The 23,523-nt window shown below is 72.6% G+C and carries 24 protein-coding genes; 19 read left to right on the top strand and 5 right to left on the bottom strand.

Features of this window, described 5'->3' with window-relative positions; translation table 11 throughout:
• Positions 1–81 precede the first annotated feature (81 nt).
• The 4 genes from JOE35_RS08935 to JOE35_RS08950 are packed head-to-tail and all read left to right on the top strand — an operon-like array spanning position 82 to position 4,077.
• On the top strand, positions 82–1,215 hold the full coding sequence (locus tag JOE35_RS08935) for an ABC transporter substrate-binding protein (protein ID WP_209560797.1): 1,134 nt from the start codon (positions 82–84) through the stop codon (positions 1,213–1,215).
• Positions 1,215–2,135 (top strand): ABC transporter permease, encoded by a 921-nt coding sequence (locus JOE35_RS08940; RefSeq protein WP_374099723.1) that lies wholly within the window; start codon positions 1,215–1,217, stop codon positions 2,133–2,135. The genes JOE35_RS08935 and JOE35_RS08940 overlap by 1 nt, the downstream gene beginning before the upstream one ends.
• Complete coding sequence (locus JOE35_RS08945; protein ID WP_209560798.1) at positions 2,132–2,995, top strand: ABC transporter permease; 864 nt, start codon at positions 2,132–2,134, stop codon at positions 2,993–2,995. Before JOE35_RS08940 ends, JOE35_RS08945 begins: the two co-directional genes overlap by 4 nt.
• On the top strand, positions 2,992–4,077 hold the full coding sequence (locus JOE35_RS08950) for an ABC transporter ATP-binding protein (protein WP_209560799.1): 1,086 nt from the start codon (positions 2,992–2,994) through the stop codon (positions 4,075–4,077). Before JOE35_RS08945 ends, JOE35_RS08950 begins: the two co-directional genes overlap by 4 nt.
• Before the next feature lie 93 nt (positions 4,078–4,170).
• Here the strand turns inward: JOE35_RS08950 and JOE35_RS08955 are convergent, their stop codons facing one another.
• Positions 4,171–4,440, bottom strand: a complete 270-nt coding sequence (locus JOE35_RS08955) for a hypothetical protein (RefSeq protein ID WP_209560800.1) — start codon at positions 4,438–4,440, stop codon at positions 4,171–4,173.
• Between the two features lie 193 nt (positions 4,441–4,633).
• Between JOE35_RS08955 and JOE35_RS08960 the strand changes: the two genes are divergently transcribed.
• Positions 4,634–5,455, top strand: coding sequence for a DUF817 domain-containing protein (locus tag JOE35_RS08960; RefSeq protein WP_209560801.1), 822 nt, complete (start codon positions 4,634–4,636; stop codon positions 5,453–5,455).
• On the opposite strand, the gene coaBC is transcribed toward JOE35_RS08960, so the two are convergent.
• A complete protein-coding gene (gene coaBC / locus JOE35_RS08965) occupies positions 5,400–6,698 on the bottom strand; it encodes a bifunctional phosphopantothenoylcysteine decarboxylase/phosphopantothenate--cysteine ligase CoaBC (RefSeq protein ID WP_209561961.1) in 1,299 nt (432 codons plus the stop codon). The genes JOE35_RS08960 and coaBC overlap by 56 nt on opposite strands.
• A gap of 173 nt (positions 6,699–6,871) precedes the next feature.
• Here coaBC and JOE35_RS08970 point away from each other — a divergent pair, with 173 nt between their 5' ends.
• From JOE35_RS08970 to JOE35_RS08985, 4 genes are all read left to right on the top strand, one after another.
• Positions 6,872–7,618, top strand: coding sequence for an NRDE family protein (locus JOE35_RS08970; RefSeq protein ID WP_209560802.1), 747 nt, complete (start codon positions 6,872–6,874; stop codon positions 7,616–7,618).
• A 120-nt stretch (positions 7,619–7,738) separates the two neighbouring features.
• Positions 7,739–8,605 carry a transporter substrate-binding domain-containing protein gene (locus JOE35_RS08975; protein WP_307803008.1) on the top strand — a complete coding sequence of 289 codons (867 nt, stop codon included), beginning with the start codon at positions 7,739–7,741 and terminating at the stop codon, positions 8,603–8,605.
• A 1-nt stretch (position 8,606) separates the two neighbouring features.
• The gene (locus JOE35_RS08980) at positions 8,607–9,272 is read left to right on the top strand and encodes an amino acid ABC transporter permease (protein ID WP_223269371.1); all 666 of its coding nucleotides are present in this window, start codon (positions 8,607–8,609) and stop codon (positions 9,270–9,272) included.
• Complete coding sequence (locus tag JOE35_RS08985; RefSeq protein WP_209560804.1) at positions 9,259–10,089, top strand: amino acid ABC transporter ATP-binding protein; 831 nt, start codon at positions 9,259–9,261, stop codon at positions 10,087–10,089. Before JOE35_RS08980 ends, JOE35_RS08985 begins: the two co-directional genes overlap by 14 nt.
• A gap of 48 nt (positions 10,090–10,137) precedes the next feature.
• Here the strand turns inward: JOE35_RS08985 and JOE35_RS08990 are convergent, their stop codons facing one another.
• The 3 genes from JOE35_RS08990 to JOE35_RS09000 are packed head-to-tail and all read right to left on the bottom strand — an operon-like array spanning position 10,138 to position 14,121.
• Entirely contained in the window at positions 10,138–11,457 is a 1,320-nt protein-coding gene (locus tag JOE35_RS08990; RefSeq protein WP_209560805.1) for an LLM class flavin-dependent oxidoreductase, read from the bottom strand.
• Positions 11,454–12,869: an O-acetylhomoserine aminocarboxypropyltransferase/cysteine synthase family protein gene (locus JOE35_RS08995; protein ID WP_209560806.1), complete on the bottom strand. Its 1,416-nt coding sequence runs from the start codon at positions 12,867–12,869 to the stop codon at positions 11,454–11,456. The genes JOE35_RS08990 and JOE35_RS08995 overlap by 4 nt, the downstream gene beginning before the upstream one ends.
• 25 nt (positions 12,870–12,894) lie before the next feature.
• Complete coding sequence (locus JOE35_RS09000) at positions 12,895–14,121, bottom strand: cobalamin-independent methionine synthase II family protein (RefSeq protein ID WP_146900640.1); 1,227 nt, start codon at positions 14,119–14,121, stop codon at positions 12,895–12,897.
• A 160-nt stretch (positions 14,122–14,281) separates the two neighbouring features.
• Between JOE35_RS09000 and JOE35_RS09005 the strand changes: the two genes are divergently transcribed.
• From JOE35_RS09005 to ruvB, 10 genes are all read left to right on the top strand, one after another.
• The gene (locus JOE35_RS09005; RefSeq protein WP_307803009.1) at positions 14,282–15,613 is read left to right on the top strand and encodes a SufS family cysteine desulfurase; all 1,332 of its coding nucleotides are present in this window, start codon (positions 14,282–14,284) and stop codon (positions 15,611–15,613) included.
• Positions 15,610–16,059 carry a Fe-S cluster assembly sulfur transfer protein SufU gene (sufU, locus tag JOE35_RS09010; protein WP_209560808.1) on the top strand — a complete coding sequence of 150 codons (450 nt, stop codon included), beginning with the start codon at positions 15,610–15,612 and terminating at the stop codon, positions 16,057–16,059. Before JOE35_RS09005 ends, sufU begins: the two co-directional genes overlap by 4 nt.
• Before the next feature lie 212 nt (positions 16,060–16,271).
• Positions 16,272–18,182, top strand: coding sequence for a threonine--tRNA ligase (thrS, locus tag JOE35_RS09015; protein ID WP_245186518.1), 1,911 nt, complete (start codon positions 16,272–16,274; stop codon positions 18,180–18,182).
• A 2-nt stretch (positions 18,183–18,184) separates the two neighbouring features.
• A complete protein-coding gene (locus JOE35_RS09020) occupies positions 18,185–18,763 on the top strand; it encodes an HIT domain-containing protein (protein WP_374099702.1) in 579 nt (192 codons plus the stop codon).
• A gap of 54 nt (positions 18,764–18,817) precedes the next feature.
• A complete protein-coding gene (gene pdxS, locus JOE35_RS09025) occupies positions 18,818–19,738 on the top strand; it encodes a pyridoxal 5'-phosphate synthase lyase subunit PdxS (RefSeq protein WP_209560810.1) in 921 nt (306 codons plus the stop codon).
• Positions 19,728–20,351 (top strand): pyridoxal 5'-phosphate synthase glutaminase subunit PdxT, encoded by a 624-nt coding sequence (pdxT, locus tag JOE35_RS09030; protein WP_209560811.1) that lies wholly within the window; start codon positions 19,728–19,730, stop codon positions 20,349–20,351. Before pdxS ends, pdxT begins: the two co-directional genes overlap by 11 nt.
• Positions 20,352–20,466: 115 nt before the next feature.
• A complete protein-coding gene (locus JOE35_RS09035; RefSeq protein ID WP_209560812.1) occupies positions 20,467–21,231 on the top strand; it encodes a YebC/PmpR family DNA-binding transcriptional regulator in 765 nt (254 codons plus the stop codon).
• Positions 21,232–21,240: 9 nt separating this feature from the next.
• A complete protein-coding gene (gene ruvC, locus JOE35_RS09040; RefSeq protein ID WP_209560813.1) occupies positions 21,241–21,816 on the top strand; it encodes a crossover junction endodeoxyribonuclease RuvC in 576 nt (191 codons plus the stop codon).
• Positions 21,813–22,427 carry a Holliday junction branch migration protein RuvA gene (ruvA, locus tag JOE35_RS09045; protein WP_209560814.1) on the top strand — a complete coding sequence of 205 codons (615 nt, stop codon included), beginning with the start codon at positions 21,813–21,815 and terminating at the stop codon, positions 22,425–22,427. Before ruvC ends, ruvA begins: the two co-directional genes overlap by 4 nt.
• A complete protein-coding gene (gene ruvB, locus JOE35_RS09050; RefSeq protein ID WP_209560815.1) occupies positions 22,424–23,449 on the top strand; it encodes a Holliday junction branch migration DNA helicase RuvB in 1,026 nt (341 codons plus the stop codon). The genes ruvA and ruvB overlap by 4 nt, the downstream gene beginning before the upstream one ends.
• The last annotated feature ends 74 nt before the right edge of the window (positions 23,450–23,523 follow it).

The following is a 23,523-nucleotide window of genomic DNA, read 5'->3' on the forward strand; positions in this document are numbered from 1 at the left end:
CGTGCACGCAGGCCGACCGACGCCCCTCCGCGAGCTGATCCCCAGACGCGACCGGCGGCCGAGCACCAGGAGGACCCACCCGTGATCGACAAGCGACACCTCGCCGCCGCCGCCGCCCTCGGCGCACTCGCCCTCGGCCTGACCGGCTGCTCGGCCTCCGCCGACGCGTCAGACGCGGCAGGCGCCTCCGGCACCGACGCCGCCACCGCGACCAGCGCCGCCGACCTGGGCGGCATGGACGCCCTCGTCGCCGCTGCCGAGGCGGAGGGCGAGCTGAACGTCATCGCCCTGCCCGACACCTGGGCCAACTACGGCAAGATCATCGACGCCTTCGAGGCCGAGTACGACATCACCGTCAACTCGGACAGCCCCGACGTGTCGAGCGCCGAGGAGATCACCGCGGCCCAGAACCTCGAGGGCCAGGACGGCGCCCCCGACGTCTTCGACCTCGGCTCGGCCGTCGCGCTGGCGAACACCGACCAGTTCGCGCCCTACAAGGTGACGACGTGGGACGACATCGCCGACGACCACAAGGACGCGGACGGCACCTGGGTCTACGACTACACCGGCCTCATGTCGGTCGGCTACGACGCCGACGCCGTCCCCGAGCCCACCAGCCTCGACGACCTGCTCGGCGACGACTACAAGGGCAAGATCGCGATCAACGGCGACCCGACCCAGGCGGGCGCGGCCGCGGCCGCCGTCCAGTGGGCTGCCCTGCAGGACGGGGGCAGCGCCGACGACGTGCAGCCCGGCATCGACTTCTTCGGCCAGCTCGCCGACGCCGGCAACTTCCTGCCGACCGACCCGACGCCCGCGACGATCGCCTCGGGCGAGACGCCGGTCGTCTTCGACTGGAGCTACAACAACCTCGCCGCCGCCGACGACGCGGGCGGCCGTGACTGGAAGACCGCCGTGCTGCCCGGCACGGCCCTCGCCAGCTACTACAACCAGGCGATCAACGTCGACGCGCCGCACCCGGCCGCCGCGCGCCTGTGGCAGGAGTTCATCATGGGCGACACGGCGCAGAACCTGTACCTCGCCGCCGGCGCCTACCCCGTCCGCCTGGCCGCGATGGTCGAGGCCGGCACCGTCGACCAGGACGCCCTGGACGCCGTGGGCGAGCAGCCCGAGGACACCGTGCAGCTGACGAGCGAGCAGACCGAGGCCGCCTCGGCCCTGCTCGCGCAGTCGTGGGCCGCGGCGATCGGCTGATCGTGACCACCCTGGCGGAGACCGTTCCCCAGGCCTCCGTCACCCCCGACGGCGCCGTGCCCACGAGGGCACGGCGCCGTCCGGCGGCGTGGTGGGGGCTCACGCCGTTCGTGCTGTACGTGCTCGCGTTCCTCGTGCTGCCGTGCCTGCTCGCGCTCGGCACCGGCCTCGTCGACGGCGACGGCCGCCCCACCCTGTCGAACCTGACGGCGCTCGGCGACCCCGTCGTGCTCCGCACCTTCGCCAGCTCGTTCCTCGTCTCCGGCGTCACCGCCGTCGGGGGAGCGGTCGTCGGCGCCCTCGTGTGCTGGGGCCTCACCGCCCTGCGACCCGACGGGCTCGTCCGCAGCCTCGTCGACGGCGCCGCCAGCGTGCTCGCCCAGTTCGGCGGCGTGATGCTCGCCTTCGCCTTCACCGCGACCATCGGCATCCAGGGCGTCGTCACGCAGCTGTTGCTGACCCGTGCGGGCGTCGACATCTTCGCGGGCGGGGCGTGGATCTACGAGGTCCCCGGCCTGTTGCTGCCCTACCTGTACTTCCAGGTGCCGCTGATGGTGATCACCTTCATGCCCGCGGTCACCGGCCTCAAGCCCCAGTGGCAGGAGGCGGTGGCCACCCTCGGCGGGACCGCCCGCCAGCACCTGCTCCGCGTCGTCGTCCCGGTGCTGGCGCCCGCCTTCGCCGGCAGCCTGCTCCTCCTCTTCGCCAACGCGTTCTCGTCGTACGCGACCGCCGCGGCGCTGATCAGCCAGGGCTCGCAGATCGTGCCGCTGCAGATCCGCGCGGCCCTGGTCAGCGAGACCGTGCTCGGCCGGGAGAACGTCGCGGGCGTGCTCGCCCTCGGGATGGTGCTCGTGATGGTCGTGCTCATGGTCGGCTACTCGCTGCTGCAGCGCCGCACCGACCGGTGGACGCGATGAGCGCGGTCGGCCGCCGCACGACCCGCGGCAGGGGTCCCGGCGCCGCGTCGCCCGCCGCCCGCCGCGCCGCCCTCGTCGTCATCGGCCTCGTCTTCGCCCTGCCGATCGCCGCCATGGTCGCCTTCTCGCTGCGGAGCGCCGACGGCACCGGCCACGACCTCGGCCACTGGCTGGCCCTGGCCGACCCGGAGAACGGCCGCGCCTACCGCAACCTCGTCGAGGGCGTGACGAACAGCCTGGTGCTCGCGGTCGTCACCGCGGTGGTCGTCCTCGTGATGCTCGTGCCGGCCATGGTGCTCGTCCACCTGCGGTACCCGCGGCTGTCACGCGTGCTCGAGTTCGTCTGCCTGGTGCCGATCACGGTCCCGGCGATCGTGCTCGTCGTCGGGCTCGCGCCCGTCTACTCGGTCGTGGCGCGCCTCCTCGGCTCGGGGGCCTGGACGCTCGCACTCGCCTACGGCGTGACCGTCTTGCCCTACGCCTACCGGGCCGTGCAGTCGGACCTCGCGGCGACCGACCTGCGCACCTTGACCGAGGCGTCGCGCACCCTCGGCTCGAGCTGGCTCGTGACGCTGGTGCTCGTCGTCGTGCCGAGCCTCCGGCGCGGGCTGCTCGCCGCGGCCTTCATCACCGTGGCCGTCGTGCTCGGCGAGTACACGATCTCGTCCCTGCTCAACCGCGTCACCCTGCAGACCTCGCTCGTGCAGATCAGCCGCAGCGACCCGTTCGCCGCCGTCATCGTGGCCCTGCTCGCGCTCGCCTTCGCCTTCGTGCTGCTCGTCGTGATGGGCCGGGTCGGCTCGATCGGCACAGCCCGCCCCGCCGCTCCCTCCACCACCTCCCGGAAGGCCCTCTCGTGACCGCCACCCTGCCTGAGCGGCCCGCCGCCGCCGCCTCCTCGACGTCGACCGTCCCCGTCGGCGCGGCCGTCGCCTTCCGCTCCGTGGTGAAGGAGTACGCGGGTCACCGTGCACTCACCGGCTTCGACCTCGACCTCGGCGCCGGCGAGCTGGTCGCACTGCTCGGGCCGTCCGGCTGCGGCAAGACCACGGCGCTCCGCAGCCTCGCCGGGCTGGAGGCCGTCACCAGCGGGAGCGTCTCGATCGACGGCCGCGACGTGGTCGGCGTGCCCACGCACCGCCGCGACGTCGGGATGGTGTTCCAGGCGTATTCGCTGTTCCCGCACCTCACGGTGCAGCAGAACGTCGAGTTCGGGCTGCGGATGCGGCGCGTGGCCCGGGGCGAGCGCGCGCGGCGCGCCGCCGAGATGCTCGACCTGGTCGGGCTCGGCGACCTGGGCGCCCGGTACGCGCACCAGCTCTCCGGCGGCCAGCAGCAGCGCGTCGCGCTCGCCCGCGCCCTCGTCACCCGGCCGCGCGTGCTGCTGCTCGACGAGCCGCTCAGCGCCCTCGACGCGAAGGTGCGCGTGCAGCTGCGTGACGAGATCCGTCGCATCCAGCACGAGCTCTCGATCACGACGCTGTTCGTCACCCACGACCAGGAGGAGGCGCTGGCGGTGGCCGACCGGGTGGCCGTCATGCGGGCCGGCGGCATCGAGCAGATCGGCGCGCCTGAGGAGCTCTACGCGACGCCTGCCACGCAGTTCGTCGCGGAGTTCGTCGGGACGAGCAACCGGCTGCGCTCAGAGGTCGTCTCGGGGCGCGTGCGCCTGCCAGGGGGAGAGGTGCCGGCGGTCGGCGTCTGCGCGGACGGCCCGGTCTGGGCCTACGTCCGGCCGGAGGACGTGGTGTTCGCGGACCGCGGGCTGGCCGGCACGGTCGAGCAGGTGTCGTTCCGCGGGGCCACCGTGCGGAGCGTCGTGCGGACCACCGGCGACGTGCTGATCACGCTCGACCACCGGGCCGACGGACGTCGCGCCGTGGGCGACGTCGTGTGCCTCGCCATCACGGCACAGGCCGTGGCCGTCGCCGCGATCGACTGAGCCCGCACGGGACCGGCCCGCACCGGACCGGTCCGCACCGGACCGGTCCGCACCGGGCTCTGCCGCGGCGGCGCGTGCCGCCGCGGCTGTGGCCTAGTCGTTCTTCTTGGTCTTCTTCGTGGCGATCGCGTCCCGCTCGCCGCGCAGCGACTGCACGGTCTCGGGGTCGAGGAAGTCGACGAACGGGTTCGGCTGACCCGTCTTGTCGGCGACGACCTGCGAGTAGGCCGAGGCGGCCTGGCGCACCTTCTCCGTGGCCCGGCCCGCGCGCTTGGCGCTGACGGGACGGTCGCTCATCACCTCGCCGTGGTGCTCGAGGGCCTTGACGAGGGACTTGAGGGCTGCGTCGATCTTCTTGCTCACGGGGGCATTGTGTCGCACCGAGGTTAACGCGCAAGTCGACGTCCCCCGGTCGACGTCCGGCGTCCCCCGCCGGCGACGCCTGTCGATCTCGTCACCGCGGACGAGCGAGATGCTCCCTGAGGACGACGCACCGCCGTGTCGCCGGCTCCTAGCGTCGGGAGGACGCCGACCCACGGCGTCGGGGGAGGCCGTCATGAGCAGTGCACGATCCGTCGCAGGCAGCCGCGCAGGAGGCGCCGACCGCCTCCTCGAGGCCGGTCGCGACCTCGTCGCGTTCGGCGTGCAGCAGGCGCTCTCCTGCGCCTTCGCCGTCGCCGTCCTCGCGGGCCTCGCCGTGACGAGCGTCGTCGACGTCGGCCTGCCGCGCTACGACGCGATGCTCGTCTGGTGCGTGCTCGTCCAGGTCGTCTTCGTCGTGACGCGGCTCGAGACGCGCGACGAGCTCGTCGTGATCTGCCTGTTCCACCTGCTGGGGCTCGGCCTCGAGGTGTTCAAGGTGGCGGTCGGGTCGTGGTCGTACCCCGAGCCCGGCGTGCTGCGGATCGGCGACGTCCCGCTCTACAGCGGCTTCATGTACGCGGCCGTGGGCAGCTACGTCTGCCAGGCCTGGCGGCGCCTCGACCTGCGGGTCGACCGGCTGCGGATGCTCCCGACCCTCGCCCTCGCGCTCGCCTTCTACGTCAACTTCTTCACGAACCACTGGATCGTCGACCTGCGCTGGGCGCTGCTCGGCGTCGCCGTCCTGCTGCTCGGCCCGAAGGGCGTGACGTTCCGGGTGCGGGGCCGTGACCGGCGGATGCCCCTGCTCGTGGCCTTCGCCCTGATCGGCTTCTTCATCTGGATCGCCGAGAACGCGGCGACCCTGATGGGCGCCTGGACCTACGCGGCCCAGGCCGGCGGCTGGGCGATCGTGCACCCGAGCAAGATCGGGTCGTGGATGGTGCTCATCGTCTTCAGCTTCACGCTCGTGCTGTGGCTGAAGCAGCGCCGGCCGAGGCAGCGCCGAGCAGGCTGACCACGGCGTCGAGCAGGGCGCGCGCCGTGTCCGCCTTGGTGCCGCTCGACTCGCCGACGACCGTGCCGTCCCGGCCGAGCAGGACCGCCACCGACTCGTCCCTGCCGAAGCCCTCGGCCCAGCCGACCTGGTTGAGCACGAGCAGGTCGGCGGGCTTGCGGGCGACCTTGCGACGGCCCAGGGCGATGAGGTCGTCCCGCCCGGTCGAGGTCTCGGCGGCGAAGCCCACGACGACCTGGCCCTCCCGGCGGCGCGCGACGAGGCCGGCCAGCACGTCGACGGTGCGCACCAGGTCGAGGGTGAGGCGGTCGCCCGCGTCGTCCTTCTTCAGCTTGGCGTCGGCGACGGAGGCGGGCGTCCAGTCCGCGACGGCGGCCGCCATCACGAGGACGTCGGCCGACTCGGCCGCGGCGGTCGTCGCGACGTCGAGCTCGGCCGCGGTGCCCGCGGTCCGCACCTCGGTGCCGGGCAGCTGCGCGACGGCGGCGGCGACGTCGTCGTCGACGTGAGCTGCGACGAAGACGACACGGGCCCCACGGGCCGCGGCCTCTCGGGCGACCGCGAGCCCCTGCTTGCCGCTCGAGCGGTTGCCGAGCCAGCGCACCGGGTCGAGGGGCTCGCGGGTGCCCCCGGCCGTGACGACGACGACGCGACCGGCGAGGTCGCGACTGGCCAGGTCGCGACCGGCCAGGTCACGCTGCCGCGCCTCCTCGGCCCGGCCCACGACGACCGCGAGCGCCGCGTCGACGATGACGTCCGGCTCGCTCAGACGCCCGGGGCCGCTGTCGCCGCCGGTCAGCGGGCCGTCGTCGGGGCCGACCACGACGACGCCCCGCGCCCGGAGGAGGGCGACGTTGTCCGTCGTCGAGGCCGCCTGCCACATCTGCGTGTGCATCGCCGGCGCGACGACGAGCGGCGCCGTGCTCGCGAGGACGGTCGTGCCGAGCAGGTCGTCGCTCAGCCCGTGGGCGAGCTTCGCGAGGGTGTGCGCGGTCGCCGGGGCGACGACGATCAGGTCGGCCTGCTGGCCGAGGGCGACGTGGCGCACCTGGGCGACGTCGTCGAAGACTGAGGTGTGCACCGGGTTGCGGCTGATCGCCTCGAGGGTGGGGGCGCCCACGAAGCGGAGCGCCGCCTCCGTGGGGACGACGTGCACGTCGTGGCCGCGCAGCACGAGCTCGCGCACCACGGAGACGGCCTTGTAGGCGGCGATGCCGCCGCAGATGCCGACCACGACGGTCAGGCGCCGGGCGTCGTCGGCCCCGGGGGAGGACTGGCTGGCGGCCGTGGTCTCGGCGGTGTCGGTCACGGTGGAGCCCCTCGTCGGTCGGCCGCCGAGCTCGTGCCCGTCGGCGGGTAGCGTTGCAGCCACCACGATGCCGCATCCCGACGGATCGTGTCGGAGGAGGCAGCACCGTGTGCACCGTCGTCGTGTCCGTCGCCCCCGGGGCCGAGTGGCCGGTGGTGTTCCTCGGGCTCCGCGACGAGTCCGCCGACCGCCCCTGGGATCCGCCCGCCGCCTGGTGGCCCGAGCTCGGCGACCGCGTCGAGGGCGTGCACGACCGCGAGGCAGGGGGAGCCTGGCTGGCCACGGCGACCGGGCCGGCCCGCGCCTCCGTCGTCCTCAACCGGCGTGAGCAGCCGCCGGTGCCCACCGGGGGCTGGCGCACCCGCGGGTCGCTCCCGCTCGAGGCCGCCGCGGCCGGACGACTGCCGACCGGACGTCCCGCGACCCGCACCTTCAACCTCCTCTCGGCCGACGCCTCCGGCGCGGTGCACACGAGCTGGGACGGCGACCGGCTCGAGACCGTGCCGCTCTCATCGGGGGTGCACGTGCTCACGCACGGGGCTCCCGACGACGACTCGGTTGCCCGGGTGGCGCGCTGGCTGCCGCTGTTCCGCGGTGCCGCCGCACCGGTCGGCCCGCTGCCCGAGCACGACGAGGGCAGCTGGCGGCCGTGGCTCGACCTGCTCCGCGAGAGCAGCACGCTGCCGCTCTCCGACGAGGAGGCGCTGGTCAGGGCCGACCTGCTGCAGGGCACCTGGTTCGGCTCCCTCTCGCTCAGCCTCGTAGCGCTCTCCGCCGACCGCGTCGCCCACGAGCACCTGCGGCTCGACACCGGCTCGGGCGTCGACCTGCCGGGTGCGCTCGCCGGCCGCTGAGCCCCCCTGCCGATGCTCCGGAGGCGTCATGCGACGACACCGGGAATCACGGCCGCGACTGCGCGGTTAGGGTCGGAGGCCCGGCAGACCCGGGCAGCTCATCGACCAGGAAGATCACCCGTGACGTTCTCGACTCCTCGCCTCTCCCGCACGACCCGGCTCCTCGCCGTCGGCGTCGTCTCCGCCGCGGCCCTGCTGCTGACGGCGTGCGCTCCCGCCTCGACCGACGACGTCGTCTCGCAGACCGGGGACGCCACGGCGGACACCAGCGCGGCGAAGAGCCTCTCCGACATCCAGGACGCGGGCGTGCTCGTCATCGGCACGGAGGGCACCTACCAGCCCTTCACCTACCACGAGGGCGGCTCGGGGGCCCTGACCGGCTACGACGTCGACGTGGCCACGGCCGTCGCCGAGAAGCTCGGCGTCGACGCGAGCTTCCAGGAGACGCAGTTCGACGCCCTGCTCGCCGGGCTCGACGCTGGCCGCTTCGACGTCGTCGCGAACCAGATCTCGATCACCGACGAGCGCGAGGCGACCTTCGACTTCTCGACGCCGTACACGGTCAGCCGCGGCGTCGTCGTGACGGCCGCCGACGACACCTCGATCACGTCGCTCGCCGACCTCGCGGGCAAGACGACCGCGCAGTCGCAGTCGAGCAACTTCTACGACACCGCGAAGGACGCCGGCGCCGACGTGCAGGTCGTCGAGGGCTGGGCCCAGTCGGTCGCCCTCGTCGAGCAGGGGCGAATCGACGCCACGGTCAACGACGAGCTCACCTTCCTCGACTACGTCAAGACCAACCCCGACCAGGCGGCGGCGATCAAGATCGCGGCGACGACCGACGACGTGTCCCGCTCTGCTCTCGTGACGACCAAGGGCAGCGACGACCTCGTGCAGGCGATGGACGACGCCCTCGCCGAGCTGAAGGCGGACGGCACCCTCGCGCAGATCTCCGACAAGTACTTCGGCCAGGACGTCAGCGAGTAACGTGCAGTCCTCACTCGACCTCTTCGGCCGGGCATTCTGGCCGATCGCGTCGGGTGCCCTGGTCGCCTCGATCCCGCTGGCCCTCGCCTCCATGGCGATCGGTCTGGTCATCGCCCTCGTCGTGGCGATGATGCGGTTGTCGGGGCGCGCCTGGCTGTCCGGGCTGGCCCGGTTCTACACGTCGGTGATCCGGGGCACGCCGCTGCTGGTGCAGTTGTTCGTCGTGTTCTACGGGCTGCCATCGATCGGCGTCCGGCTCGACCCGTGGCCGAGCGCGATCATCGCCTTCTCGTTGAACGTCGGCGGCTACGCGGCCGAGGTGATCCGGGCGGCGATCCTCTCCGTGCCCAAGGGCCAGTGGGAGGCGGCGCACACGATCGGCATGTCGCGTCCCCTGGCGCTGCGGCGCATCATCCTGCCGCAGGCGGCCAGGGTCTCGGTGCCGCCCCTGTCGAACACGTTCATCAGCCTCGTCAAGGACACCTCGCTCGCGAGCGTCATCCTCGTCGTGGAGCTGTTCCGGCAGGCCCAGCAGATCGCGACCGTGTCGAACCAGTTCCTGCTGATCTACCTCGAGGCGGCCCTGATCTACTGGGTGATCTGCCTCGTGCTGTCGTTCGGACAGGACGCCCTCGAGAAGCGATTGGACCGACATGTCGCCCGCTGACCCGCCCCTGTCCGGCGCCTCCTCCCGGCCCGGTCCCGGCCGCGACGGCCAGGCTGCCGCTCTCGTCCTCCGCGTCGAGGGCCTCCGCAAGTCGTTCGGCGCCACGGAGGTGCTCAAGGGCATCGACCTCGAGGTCCGTCGCGGCCGCGTGGTCGCGATCATCGGCCCGTCCGGCTCGGGCAAGACGACCGTGCTGCGGTCGCTGAACAGCCTCGAGGTGCCCGACGGCGGCCGGGTGACCCTGTCGGACGACCGCGTGGTCGACTTCGGCGGGAAGGTCGCGAAGCGCGACCTGCTGGCCCTCCGCGACCGGTCGTCGATGGTGTTCCAGCACTTCAACCTGTTCCCGCACCTGACCGTGCTCCAGAACGTGGTCGAGGGGCCGATCCGCGTCCAGGGCCGCGACCCCGAGGAGGCGCGGGCCGAGGCCCGCGAGCTGCTCACCCGGGTGGGCCTCGCCTCCCGCGTCGACGCCTGGCCGGTCGAGCTCTCCGGCGGCCAGCAGCAGCGCGTCGGCATCGTCCGCGCCCTGGCCCTGCGGCCGGAGCTGCTGCTCTTCGACGAGCCCACCAGCGCCCTCGACCCCGAGCTCGTCGGGGACGTGCTCTCCGTCGTCAAGGAGCTCGCCGACGAGGGCTGGACCATGGTCGTCGTCACCCACGAGCTCGAGTTCGCCCGCCGGGTCGCCGACGAGGTGGTCTTCATGGACGACGGGGTCGTGGTCGAGCGCGGGGCCCCCGCCGACGTGCTGAACCGCCCCCGGGAGCCGCGCACGCAGCAGTTCCTCCGCCGCGTGCTCAAGCCCCTCGACGACTGACCTCGCTCCGCCGGCGGCTGCGGGAACCCGCCGCACCCCGCCGTCCGGCTAGAAGTCGAACAGGTTGCCGCGCAGACCGCCGTCGCCGAGCTCCTGCCTGAGCACCCCGCGCCGCCGCAGCACCGGCACGAGCTCGTCGAGCATCCGGTGCACCGTGACGGGGTGCAGGTCGCCCGAGAAGATCATCCCGTCGCTGCCGCCGTCGTCGCCGAGCTCCTCGACGAAGTCGGCGAACTCGTCCGCCGTCCCGACGAACCCGGCCCGTTCGCTGACCAGGCCCTTGCGCGCCTTCACGGTGAGCAGCTCGCGCAGGGTCGCGTCCGCGAACGACCCCGCGCCGCCGAGCAGCCCCTTGATCGAGCCGTGCGACACGTGCTCGCCGAAGACGGCAGGGTCGACCGGCCGGTCGAGGTCGAGCGTCGTCAGGTCCGTCTCGAGGTCGCTCGACTGGCCGAGCGCGATCGCCCGCAGCACGTCGTCCGACGGGTGTCGGGACGCCTCGACGACCCGCACCGCCTCCTCCCGGCTCGGCACGATCTCGGGCTTGACGACGAAGAGCACCCGGATGTCGGACGCCGTGCGTCCGCGCTCCGTCGCGGCGCCCAGGATCCGAGCCCGGTAGTCGCGCACGCTCCTCGCGTCGAGCGGCGCGAGGGCCAGCTGCACATCCGACTGGGTGCCGGCGAAGGCGAGACCGCGAGCTGACCCTCCTGGCGAGACGACCACCGGGTCGCCGCGCTCGAACGGCACCGCGTTGAGCGGCCCCGCGACGTCGAAGTACTCGCCCTGGTGGCGGAACGCGTCGAGGGCGGCCCCGTCGGCGAAGCGACCGGTGCTCGGGTCGGCGACCAGCGCCTCCTCGCCCCAGCTGTGCCACAGGCGGCGGACGACGGCCATCCACTCGTCGGCGCGGTCGTAGGCGGCGTCGTGCCCGAGGGCAGGCAGGCCGAAGTGCCGTGCGCTGCCCGTGTCGGTGACGAGGTTCAGGCCGAAGCGGTCGTCGCTGAGGTGGGCCAGTGTCGCGAACTGGCGCGCGGCGAGGTAGGGCGGGTACGCGCCCGCGTTGATCGTCGGCGCGATCCCGATGCGCGACGTCGCGGCGAACAGGTACGGCGTCAGCATGAGCGGGTCGTGCTTGGGACCGCCGTAGGCGCCGCGGACTCGCAGGTCGAGCGTCTCGGGGGAGCCGAGCGAGAGCGCGTCCTCCATGATCACCAGGTCGAGCCCCGCCTGCTCGAGCTCGCGCACCGACTGCTGGTAGAGCGCGGGCTTCGTCCAGTCGTGGTTCCACTCCCGGTACGGGTGGCCCCAGCCCTGCGGGCCGAAGCCGCGCGAGAAGAACCAGCCGAAGTGCTGCAGTCGGGTCACGCCGCGTCCTCCTCTGCGGTCGGGCGCAGCCGAGGAGGCGCGGCGTCGGCCACCGGGACCGCGCCCGGGAGACGGGACGCCCCGGCCGAGCGCACTGCGGCCAGGCCGCGCCCGAGGTCGCGGAGCAGGTCGTCGACGTCCTCGATGCCGACCGACAGCCGCAGCAGCCCCGGCCAGATTCCGGCGGCGAGCTGCTCGTCCGGCGTCCGCAGCGCGTGCGTCGTCGTGCCCGGGTGCAGGATCAGCGACCTGACGTCGCCGAGGTGCGTCATGCGGCTGAACAGCTCGACGGCGTCGACGAACAGCTCGGCCGCCTCGATGCCGCCGCGCAGGGTGAACGAGAAGACGCTGCCCGCGCCCCGGGGCAGGTACCGCTCGGCGAGGGCGTGGTGAGGGCTCGACGCCAGGCCCGCGTAGTCGACGGACTCGACCTCGGGCTGCTGCTCGAGCCACACGGCGACGGCCAGGGCGTTGGCCGAGTGCCGCTCGACGCGCAGCGACAGCGTCTCGACGCCCTGCTGGACGAGGAACGCGTTGAACGGCGACGGCGCCGGTCCGATCCGCGCCGCCACGACCTCGCGGGCGTACGCGAGCGCGGCCCGCCCGCCGAACCGCTCGGCGTAGCTGGCACCGGCGAGAGCGCGACGCGGCTCGACCAGGTGCGGGAACCGCGGCGTCCCGCTCGCGTCGACGACGGTCCAGTCGAACGCCTCGCCCGTGACGACGACGCCGCCGAGGGCGGTGCCGTGCCCCGCGAGGAACTTGCTCGCCGAGTGCAGCACGACGTCCGCCCCGTCGTCGAGCGGACGCCAGAGGTACGGAGACGCGAGCGTGTTGTCGACGACGATCGGCAGCCCGGCCTCGTGGGCCACCCCGGCGATCGCCGCCACGTCGAGCAGGTCGTTCTTCGGGTTCGGGATCGGCTCGCCGTAGAGCAGCTTCGTCTCGGGACGGATCAGCCGGCGCCAGGCCTCGGGGTCGCCCGCCTCGTCGACGAACGAGACCTCGATGCCGAGCCGGGCGAAGTTGTCGACGAAGATGCCGCGCGTGCCCTCGTAGATGCTGCTCGCGCTCACGAGGTGGTCGCCGGCCTCCAGCAGGGCGAGCAGCGCGACCGTGATCGCCGCCTGGCCGGTGCCGACGAGCAGCGCGTCCGTGCCGTGCTCGAGCAGGGCGAGGCGGCGCTCGACGGCGGCCGTGGTCGGGTTGCCGCTCCGGGTGTAGACGTAGCCGGGGTCGTCGCCGGCGAAGCGGTCGCGGGCCTGGGCGAAGTCGTCGAAGACGAAGCCGGCGCTGAGGTGGATCGGCGAGACGCGGGCGCCGAAGTCGGCGTCGGTCGCGGCTCCTCCGTGCACCTGCTCGGTGGTGAACCCGTGTCGGTCGTGGTCTGCTCGCTGGTCTGCCTGGCTCACCGTGCGCCTCCTCTCAGTCGTGTGCTCAGCCGAACAGGCGCGAGCTCGCGATGCGCGCGCCCTCGCCGAGCGCAGCGAGCTTCGCCACGGCGATCTGCGGGTGGATCCGTCCGCCGAGGCCGCAGTCGGTCGACGCGACGACCCGCTCGGGCCCCACGACCGACGCGAACGCCTCGATGCGGTCCGCGACGAGCTCGGGGTGCTCGACGACGTTCGTCGCGTGGCTCACGATGCCGGGGATGATCTTCTTGTGCGCCGGCAGGTCGAGGTCGCGCCAGACCTTCCACTCGTGCTCGTGCCGCACGTTGGCCGCCTCGAACGAGTAGGCGCCGGCGGTGATCTCGAGCATGAGGTCGGCGATGTGCCGGAACTCGATGTCCGTCGTGTGCGGTCCGTGCCAGCTGCCCCAACAGAGGTGGAACCGGATCTGGTCCTCTGGCAGGCCGCGCAGGGCGTGGTTCAGCGCCTCGACCCGGATCCGCGTGAAGGCGCGGTAGTCCTCGACGCTCGGCTCGGGGACGATCTGGTCCCAGTTCTCGGCGATCGACGGGTCGTCGATCTGCACGGTGAGGCCGGCCTCGACGATCGCCGTGTACTCCTCGCGCAGAACCTCGGCCCAGGCCCAGATGTGCTCCTCCTCGGTCGCGTAGAAGTCGTTCGCGATGCGGGCGCCGCTGCCGGGGGAGAGCGAGGTGATGAAGCCGGACGACGGGTCGGCTCCGGTCGCGGCGAGCCCCGCCTTGAGGTTGGCGATGTCGGAGGCGATGGCCGACTGCCCGACGTAGGCGAGCGGCCCCGTCGTGCTGGGGAACGCGGTCGCGGTCTTGCCGGTGCTGATGCCCGAGGTCGGGTCCTGGTAGGCCTCGGCGAAGATCGTCCAGTCGCGCCGGTCGGGGAACGACGTCAGGCGCACGTTCCCCGGCGACGAGCGGACCGGCTCCTGCGAGAAGATGTCCGCGCCGGTGACCGACAGCCCCGACACGCGCTGGAACGAGTACGACCACCACGCGCCGTAGTCGACCGCGCTCGTCATCGCCTTGCCGTACTCGCCGTCGCCGACGACGGTGATGCCGAGGTCCTGCTGGCGCCGCACCAGGTCGACCACCGCGGCGGTCAGCAGCTCGTCGAACTCTGGCGTGCGCTCGAGCGTGAGGCCGTCGTCGGCCAGGCGGCGGGCGTCGTTGGCCGCGATGAGCTCGGGCGTGCGGGGCAGGCTGCCCGCGTGGCTGGTCTCGATCCTCTGGTTCGTCATGTGCCGATGCTGGTCCTCGCCCCCGCCCGTGTCACGTGCCTGCGTCACGCGCCGTCACGAAGGCGCAGGAGGCGGCGGTCCGGGAACAGGACCGGCACCCTGGTCGTTGCCCTGGTCGACCGCAGATCGGCCCTGGCTACGATCGTCGGGAAGGGACACAGTGACTCAGACACAGAACCAAGCACCCACCCAGCAGCAGGCCGTCGCCCGCGCCCTCGACGACGTCGAGGTCGAGCGCCTCAGGGCCGACTTCCCGATCCTCGCGCAGCAGGTCTCGGGCGAGCCCCTGGCCTACCTCGACTCCGGCGCGACGGCGCAGCGTCCGCGCTCGGTGCTCGACGCCGAGCGCCGGTTCCTCGAGACCGAGAACTCGGCCGTGCACCGCGGCGCGCACACGCTCGCGGCCCTCGCGACCGAGGCGTTCGAGGAGGCGCGCGAGACCGTCGCGCGCTTCGTGGGCGCCGCCTCCCACGAGGTCGTCTGGACCGCCAACGCGACCGACGCGATCAACCTCGTCGCGCACGGCTTCACGGCCGCGACCCTGGGTCGCGGAGGCGAGGCCGCACGTCGCTTCGCCCTCAGCCCCGGCGACGAGATCGTCGTGACCGAGGCGGAGCACCACGCGAACCTCGTGCCGTGGCAAGAGGTGGCGGCCACCACCGGCGCCGTCCTGCGCGTCGTGCCGGTCGACGACGACGGCGTCTGGACGCTCGACGAAGCCCGTGCCGTCGTCGGCGACCGCACGCGGGTGCTCGCCTTCGCGCACGTCTCGAACGTGACCGGGCTGGTGGCGCCCGTCGAGCAGCTGGTCGAGCTCGCGCACGGCGTCGGGGCGCTGGTCGTGCTCGACGCCTGCCAGTCGGTCCCGCACCGCCCGGTCGACTTCAGCAGCCTCGGCGTCGACTTCGCCGCCTTCTCCGGCCACAAGATGCTCGGCCCGACCGGGATCGGCGTGCTCGTCGGCCGCGGCGAGCTGCTCGACGCGCTGCCCCCGTTCCGCACGGGCGGCTCGATGATCACCACCGTCACGCTCGAGTCCGCCGAGTACCTGCCGGCGCCCCAGCGCTTCGAGGCCGGCACGCAGCCGGTCTCGCAGGCCGTCGCCCTGGCCGAGGCCGTCCGGTACCTCGAGGCCGTCGGCCTCGATCGCGTCCGCGACCACGAGGAGGCGCTGGCCGAGCAGCTGGTGGTGGGCCTGTCCCGGGTCCCCGGCGTCCGTGTCGTCGGCCCGCCCGCCGGCGTGCCGAGATCCGGCCTGGCGAGCTTCGTCGTCGACGGCGTGCACGCGCACGACGTCGGCCAGTACCTCGACGCCCAGGGCATCGCCGTGCGCGTCGGCCACCACTGCGCCCAGCCCCTGCACCGTCGCCTGGGCGTCACCGCGACGACGCGGGCGAGCACCTTCCTCTACACGACGGCCGCCGAGGTCGACCGGCTGATCGCCGGCGTCGCCGGGGTCCGCGGCTACTTCGGGGCGGAGGACGCCCGATGAGCGCCTCGCTCGACTCGCTCTACCAGCAGGTGATCCTCGACCACGCGAAGGCGCGGCACGGCGACGGCGAGCTCCCGGGCGCCGACGCCGAGCACTTCGAGCGGAACCCCACCTGCGGCGACGAGATCACCGTCCGGGTCCGGCTCGAGCCCGGCACCGACCGCGTCGCCGACCTGCGCTGGCAGGGCGCGGGCTGCAGCATCTCGATGGCGTCGGCCTCGGTCCTCTCCGGTCTCGCACCCGGCCGCACGCTGCCCGAGCTCGCGGCGCTCGTCGACGAGTTCCGCGCGATGATGCGGTCCCGCGGCGCGGGGGAGCCTGACGACGAGGTGCTCGGCGACGCCGTCGCGCTGCACGGCGTCTCGAAGTTCGTCATGCGCGTCAAGTGCGGCATGCTCGCCTGGGTCGCCGCCGAGGCCTGCGGCGCCGAGCTCTCCGCGCGCTGAGGCCCCATGCTGGGCCACCGCGCTGAGCCTCCTCCGCTGCGCCCTCTGCTCTGAGCCCCCACTAAACTGGCGCGCGTCCCCCCCATCGTCAGGAGCTCTCCACCGTGTCAGACCAGCCAGTCCCCGAAACCGTCCCCGTCGCCGCCGAGACCGTCGAGGCGACCGAGACCACGACGGGGCTCGAGCTGTTCACGGACAAGGGCGTCGTCGCGATGCGCGTCGCCGGCGAGCTCCGCGACCTCGCGTCCGAGCTGCACGCCGGGGACGTCGCCGAGGCCGTGACCATCGGCTCGCCCGACGGCCTGGCCGTGCTCCGCCACTCGGCCGCCCACGTGATGGCGCAGGCCGTGCAGGGGATCGACCCGGAGGCGAAGCTCGGCATCGGCCCGCCCGTCACCGACGGCTTCTACTACGACTTCGACGTCGCCGAGCCCTTCACTCCCGACGACCTCAAAGCTATCGAGAAGGGCATGGAGCGGATCATCCGCCAGGGCCAGCGCTTCCGCCGTCGCGTCGTCACCGAGGCCGAGGCCCGTGCCGAGCTCGCCGGCGAGCCCTACAAGCTCGAGCTGATCGGCCTCAAGGGCGGCTCCGCCGACGAGATCGGCGACGACGGAGAGTCGGTCGAGGTCGGCGGCGCCGAGCTGACCATCTACGACAACGTCGACCCCAAGAGCGGCGACGTCGTCTGGTCCGACCTCTGCCGTGGCCCGCACGTGCCGAGCACCCGCGTCCTCGGCAACGCCACGAAGCTGATGCGCGTCGCCGCCGCCTACTGGCGCGGCTCGGAGAAGAACCCGCAGCTGCAGCGCATCTACGGAACCGCCTGGCCCACGAAAGAGGAGCTGCGCGAGTACCAGGCCCGTCTCGAGGAGGCGGCGAAGCGCGACCACCGCAAGCTCGGCGTCGAGCTCGACCTCTTCTCGTTCCCGGACGAGATCGGCTCCGGCCTCGCGATCTTCCACCCGAAGGGCGGCATCATCCGCCGCGAGATGGAGGACTACTCCCGACGCCGCCACGAGGCGGCGGGCTACGACTTCGTGTACACCCCGCACATCACCAAGGCGAGCCTGTTCGAGACCTCCGGCCACCTCGGCTGGTACAAGGACGGCATGTTCCCGGCCATGAAGCTCGACGAGGCCAGGAACGACGAGGGCGAGGTCACCCGCCAGGGCGCCGACTACTACCTCAAGCCGATGAACTGCCCGATGCACATCCTCGCGTACCGCTCGCAGCCGCGGTCGTACCGCGACCTGCCGATGCGCCTCTTCGAGTTCGGCACCGTCTACCGCAACGAGAAGTCCGGCGTGATCCACGGCCTGACCCGCGTCCGCGGCATGACCCAGGACGATGCGCACATCTTCACGACGACAGAGAAGATGAAGGAGGAGCTGACCGGCACCCTGAACTTCGTCCTGTCCCTGCTCCGTGACTACGGCCTCACCGACTTCTACCTCGAGCTCTCGACGAAGGACCCGGAGAAGTACGTCGGAGACGACGACATCTGGGACACCGCGACCCAGACGCTGCGCGAGGTGGCGGAGGAGTCCGGCCTCGAGCTGGTACCCGACCCGGGCGGGGCCGCGTTCTACGGCCCGAAGATCTCGGTGCAGGCCCGCGACGCCATCGGCCGCACCTGGCAGATGTCGACGGTCCAGCTCGACTTCAACCTGCCCGAGCGCTTCGAGCTCGAGTACGCGGCCGCCGACGGCACCCGGCAGCGCCCGGTGATGATCCACCGCGCGCTGTTCGGCACCATCGAGCGCTTCTTCGGGGTGCTCACCGAGCACTACGCCGGGGCGTTCCCCGTGTGGCTGTCGCCCGTGCAGGTCGTGGCGATCCCGGTGGCCGACGAGTACGGCGACTACCTCGACGGCGTGGTGGCGCAGCTGCGCGGATCGGGCGTCCGCGCCCAGGTCGACCACGGCGACGACCGGTTCCCCAAGAAGATCCGCACGCACACGAAGTCGAAGGTGCCCTTCCAGCTCATCGCGGGCGAGGAGGACCGCGCCGCCGGCGCCGTGAGCTTCCGCTACCGCGACGGCTCGCAGGAGAACGGCGTGCCCGTCGCCGACGCAGTGGCGAAGATCCTCGAGGCGATCGAGACGAAGGCCCAGGTCTGACCGTGGGGGAGGGCGCCGACGCGCTGCCTGCCGACGTCGAGTCGGCGGACGGCTTCGCGTCGGCGCCCGACGCGTTCCAGCGCCTCTGGACGCCGCACCGCGCGGTGTACGTCAGCAAGGGCCAGGGCGCGCACGACGACGCGTGCCCGTTCTGCGCGGCGCCCTCCCGTCCCGACGAGGAGGCGCTGATAGTCGCGCGGGGCCGGCACGCCTTCGTGCTGCTGAACCTGTACCCGTACAACCCCGGCCACCTGCTGGTCTGCCCCTACCGCCACATCTCGACCTACGACCTGGCGACGCCGGACGAGGTGGCCGAGATCGGCGCCCTGACCCAGACGGCGATGCGCGTGGTGCGCGAGGTCTCGCACGCCCAGGGCTTCAACATGGGCATGAACCAGGGGTCGGTCGGCGGCGCCGGCATCGCCGAGCACCTGCACCAACACGTCGTGCCCCGGTACGGCGGCGACTCGAACTTCTTCCCGATCATCGCCCAGACGAAGGCCGTCACGCAGCTGCTGGGCGACGTGCGCGAGGCGCTGGCGGCCGCCTGGCCCGCCGGGGGAGACCAGGCCACTCGGTGACGAGCGGCACATCGTCGACGCACGCCCTCGGACAGCGCCTAAACTGAGGTCATCATGAGCGACAGCACCCCCACCTCCGTCCCGTCCGCCGGCACCACGACCGGATCGGACCGCGTCAAGCGCGGTCTCGCCGAGATGCTCAAGGGCGGCGTCATCATGGACGTCGTCGACGTCGAGCAGGCGAAGATCGCAGAGGACGCGGGGGCAGTCGCCGTCATGGCCCTCGAGCGCGTGCCCGCCGACATCCGCTCGCAGGGCGGCGTCGCCCGCATGAGCGACCCCGACATGATCGACGAGATCATCGCGGCCGTCTCGATCCCCGTCATGGCGAAGGCCCGCATCGGCCACTTCGTCGAGGCGCAGATCCTGCAGACGCTCGGGGTCGACTACATCGACGAGTCCGAGGTGCTGAGCCCCGCCGACTACGTCAACCACATCGACAAGTGGAACTTCACGGTCCCCTTCGTCTGCGGTGCCACCAACCTCGGCGAGGCGCTCCGTCGCATCACCGAGGGCGCGGCCATGATCCGCTCCAAGGGCGAGGCCGGCACCGGCGACGTCTCCGAGGCGACCAAGCACATCCGCACCATCTCGAAGGAGATCGCGCAGCTGCAGGGCCTCAAGACCGACGAGCTCTACGTCGCCGCGAAAGAGCTGCAGGCGCCCTACGAGCTGGTGAAGGAGATCGCCGAGACCGGCAAGCTCCCCGTAGTCCTCTTCACCGCCGGCGGCGTCGCGACGCCCGCCGACGCGGCGCTGATGATGCAGCTCGGCGCCGACGGCGTCTTCGTCGGCTCCGGCATCTTCAAGTCGGGCAACCCGGCCGAGCGCGCCGCGGCGATCGTCAAGGCCACGACCTTCTTCGACGACCCGCAGGTCGTCGCCGACGCGTCGCGCGGCCTCGGCGAGGCCATGGTCGGCATCAACGTGCCCGACCTGCCCGCGCCGCACCGCCTCGCCGAGCGTGGCTGGTAGCCGACAGCAGGAGGCGGCGGCCCCGCGGGTCGGGGTCCTCGCCCTCCAGGGCGACTTCCGTGAGCACCTCGCGGTGCTGACCTCGCTCGGGGCGGTCGCCGTCCCCGTCCGCCGGCCCGACGAGCTCGCGTCGGTGTCGGGTCTCGTCATCCCCGGCGGCGAGTCCACGGTGATGGACAAGCTCAGCCGCACCTTCGGCATGGCGGGGCCGCTGCGCGCGGCCGTCCACGGCGGCCTGCCCGTCTACGGCACCTGCGCCGGGCTGATCATGCTCGCCGACCGGATCGTCGGCGGCACGACCGCGCAGCGCACGATCGGCGGCCTCGACGTCGCCGTCCGCCGCAACGCCTTCGGTGGCCAGAACGAGTCGTTCGAGACCGACCTCCTCGTGCCCGTGCTGGGCGACCCGCCCGTGCACGCCGTGTTCATCCGCGCGCCCGTGGTGGCCGAGGTCGGACCGCTGGCCACCGCGGTCGGCGTCCTCGACGACGGCCGGGTGGTCGCCGTCGAGCAGGGCAACCTCCTCGGCACGTCGTTCCACCCCGAGGTGACGGGCGAGCTCCGGTTCCACGCGCGGTTCCTCGACAAGGTGCGCGCCTGGTCCTCGCGCTGACGCGCCTCCTCGTGTCGGTCCCACCTCGAGGGTGACGACGAAGCCGTCGCTGCCTCCCTGGCGGCGGGGCTGCCGGTAGGATGATCCGGATCGTCAACCGGAAGTGAGGAGCACCGTGTCCGGGCATTCCAAGTGGGCCACGACCAAGCACAAGAAGGCCGTCATCGACAGCCGTCGCGCCAAGTCGTTCGCCAAGCTCATCAAGAACATCGAGGTCGCGGCCAAGCAGGGCGGGGCCGACATGTCCGGCAACCCGACGCTCGTCGACGCCGTGCAGAAGGCCAAGAAGACCTCTGTCCCCAACGACAACATCGACCGTGCGGTCAAGCGCGGGGCGGGCCTCAGCGGCGAGTCCGTCGACTACCAGACCATCGTCTACGAGGGCTACGGCCCGAACGGCGTGGCGCTGCTGATCGAGTGCCTGACCGACAACAAGAACCGCGCGGCGGCGAACGTCCGCACGGTGATGTCGCGCAACGGCGGCACGATGGCCGACCCGGGCAGCGTCGCCTACAACTTCAGCCGCAAGGGCGTCATCGCCGTCATGAAGACCGGTGACCTCAGCGAGGACGACGTGCTCGCTGCGGTGCTCGACGCCGGCGCCGAAGAGGTGACCGACCGCGGCGAGGGCTTCGAGATCGTCACCGAGCCGTCCGACCTGGTGCCGGCGCGCACGGCCCTCCAGGAGGCAGGGATCGACTACGACTCCGCCGACGTCGAGTTCGTCCCCGGGCTCAAGATCGAGGTCGACCTCGACACCGCCCGCAAGGTCTTCCGGCTCGTCGACGCGCTCGACGACGACGACGACGTCCAGAACGTCTACGCCAACTACGACGTCCCCGCCGACGTGCAGGCCGCGCTCGACGACGACGACGACTGAGCCGCCACGGTGACCCTGCGGGTGCTCGGCATCGACCCCGGCCTGACCCGCTGCGGGGTCGGCGTGGTCGAGGTCGACGCGACCCGCCGGGCCACCCTGGTGGCGGTGACCGTGATCCGGTCGCCGGCCGACATGCCGCTCGAGCAGCGCCTGCTGACGATCGGCCGGGGCATCGAGCAGCTGGTCGACGAGCACCAGCCGGACGCCATGGCGATCGAGCGCGTGTTCGCACAGAACAACCTGTCGACCGTGATGGGCACCGCCCAGGTGAGCGGCCTGGCCCTGCGTGCGGCCGCCGAGCGATCCGTGCCCGTCGCCATGCACACGCCGTCCGAGGTCAAGGCGGCGGTGACCGGCTACGGCTCCGCCGACAAGGCCCAGGTGGGTGCGATGGTGGCCCGTCTGCTCGGCCTCGCCGAGGCGCCGAGGCCCGCCGACGCGGCGGACGCCCTCGCGCTGGCCATCTGTCATGCCTGGCGTCGCGGCGGCGTGCCGTCGGCACCTGCCGGCGCAGGCCTCACGGCCGCGCAGAGGGCGTGGCGCGAGGCGGAGAAGTCGGCCCGGACTCCTAGGCTGGGCAGATGATCTCGAGCGTCCGCGGCACCGTGCTGTCCTCCTCCGGCACCAGCGTCGTCGTCGAGGTCGGGGGAGTGGGCCTCCGGGTCGGGGTCACGCCCCAGCTCGCCCTCACCGCGTCGGTCGGCACGACCCTGCAGCTCTTCACGACGCTGATCGTCCGCGAAGACGACCTGTCGCTCTTCGGCTTCGCCGAGCTCGAAGAACTCGAGGTGTTCGACCTGCTGCGGAGCGTCACCGGCGTCGGTCCCAAGTCGGCCCAGGGCGTGCTCGCCACGCTCAGCCCCTCGCAGGTCGCGCACGCCGTCGCCGACGACGACGACGCTCCCTTCCGGCGCGTGTCCGGCATCGGGCCGAAGACCGCCAAGCTGATCGTGCTCTCGCTGGCGGGCAAGCTCGACGTCCGCGCCGCCGCGCCCACCGTGACCGCCGCCTCCTCGACCTCGGCCGACGTGCTCACCGCCCTGGTCGGGCTGGGCTGGTCCGAGAGGGAGGCGCAGGCCGCCGTCGACTCGGTCGTCGCCGACCGCGGACCCGACGTCGCCGTCTCCGTGCCCTCGCTCCTGCGCGCGGCCCTCGGCCACCTCGGCCCGCAGAAGTCGCTGGGCGCCCGCGCGTGACCGACGCCGACCTCACGCGGCCCGTCGTCGAGTCCGAGGCGGAGCTCGCCTTCGAAGGGGCGCTCCGCCCCACCTCGCTCGACGAGTTCGTCGGGCAGAAGAAGGTCCGCGGCCAGCTCGAGCTGCTGCTCAAGGCGGCCTCGATGCAGGGGCGCACCCCCGACCACATCCTCATGGCCGGTCCTCCCGGCCTCGGCAAGACCACGCTCGCGATGATCGTCGCCCACGAGAGCGGCCGACCGCTCCGCATGTCGTCCGGACCGGCGATCCAGCACGCCGGCGACCTCGCGGCGGTGCTCTCGGCCCTCGTGCCCGGCGAGGTCCTGTTCATCGACGAGATCCACCGCATGGCGCGCTCTGCGGAAGAGATGCTGTACCTCGCCATGGAGGACTACCGGATCGACATCATGGTCGGCAAGGGCGCAGGGGCGACCAGCATCCCGCTCGAGCTGTCGCCGTTCACCCTCGTCGGCGCCACGACGCGCAGCGGCATGCTGCCGAACCCGCTCCGCGACCGCTTCGGCTTCACCGCCAACCTCGAGTTCTACGACCAGGCCGAGCTGACCGAGGTGCTGCGCCGTGCCGCCTCCCTGCTGGGCATCCCCGTGGACGGCGACGCCCTGGCCGAGATCGCCGGTCGCTGCCGCGGCACGCCCCGCATCGCCAACCGCCTCCTCCGTCGGGTCCGCGACTACTCGCTCGTCCACGGGCGGGACGCCGACCTCGCGACCGTGCGGGACGCCCTGTCCCTCTACGACGTCGACGACCTCGGCCTCGACCGGCTCGACAGGGAGGTCCTGTCGACCGTGCTCAGGCGGTTCGGCGGCGGCCCCGTGGGGCTCGGCACCCTCGCCGTCTCCGTGGGGGAGGAGGCGGACACGATCGAGTCGGTCGTCGAGCCCTTCCTCGTGCGGATCGGCCTCCTGATCCGGACGCCGCGGGGCCGTGTCGCCACCCCGGAGGCCTGGCGGCACTTCGGCCTGCAGCACCCGTCAGGGACGCTGTTCGGCGATGAACTATGATCGCCGCTAGGCCTGTCGGCGCGAGGCACCCTCACCACCGCCCGCGCCGCCCATCCCCACTAGCTCCGAAAGGC

The sequence above is a fragment of the Frigoribacterium sp. PvP032 genome (assembly GCF_017833035.1).
Lineage (GTDB): Bacteria > Actinomycetota > Actinomycetes > Actinomycetales > Microbacteriaceae > Frigoribacterium.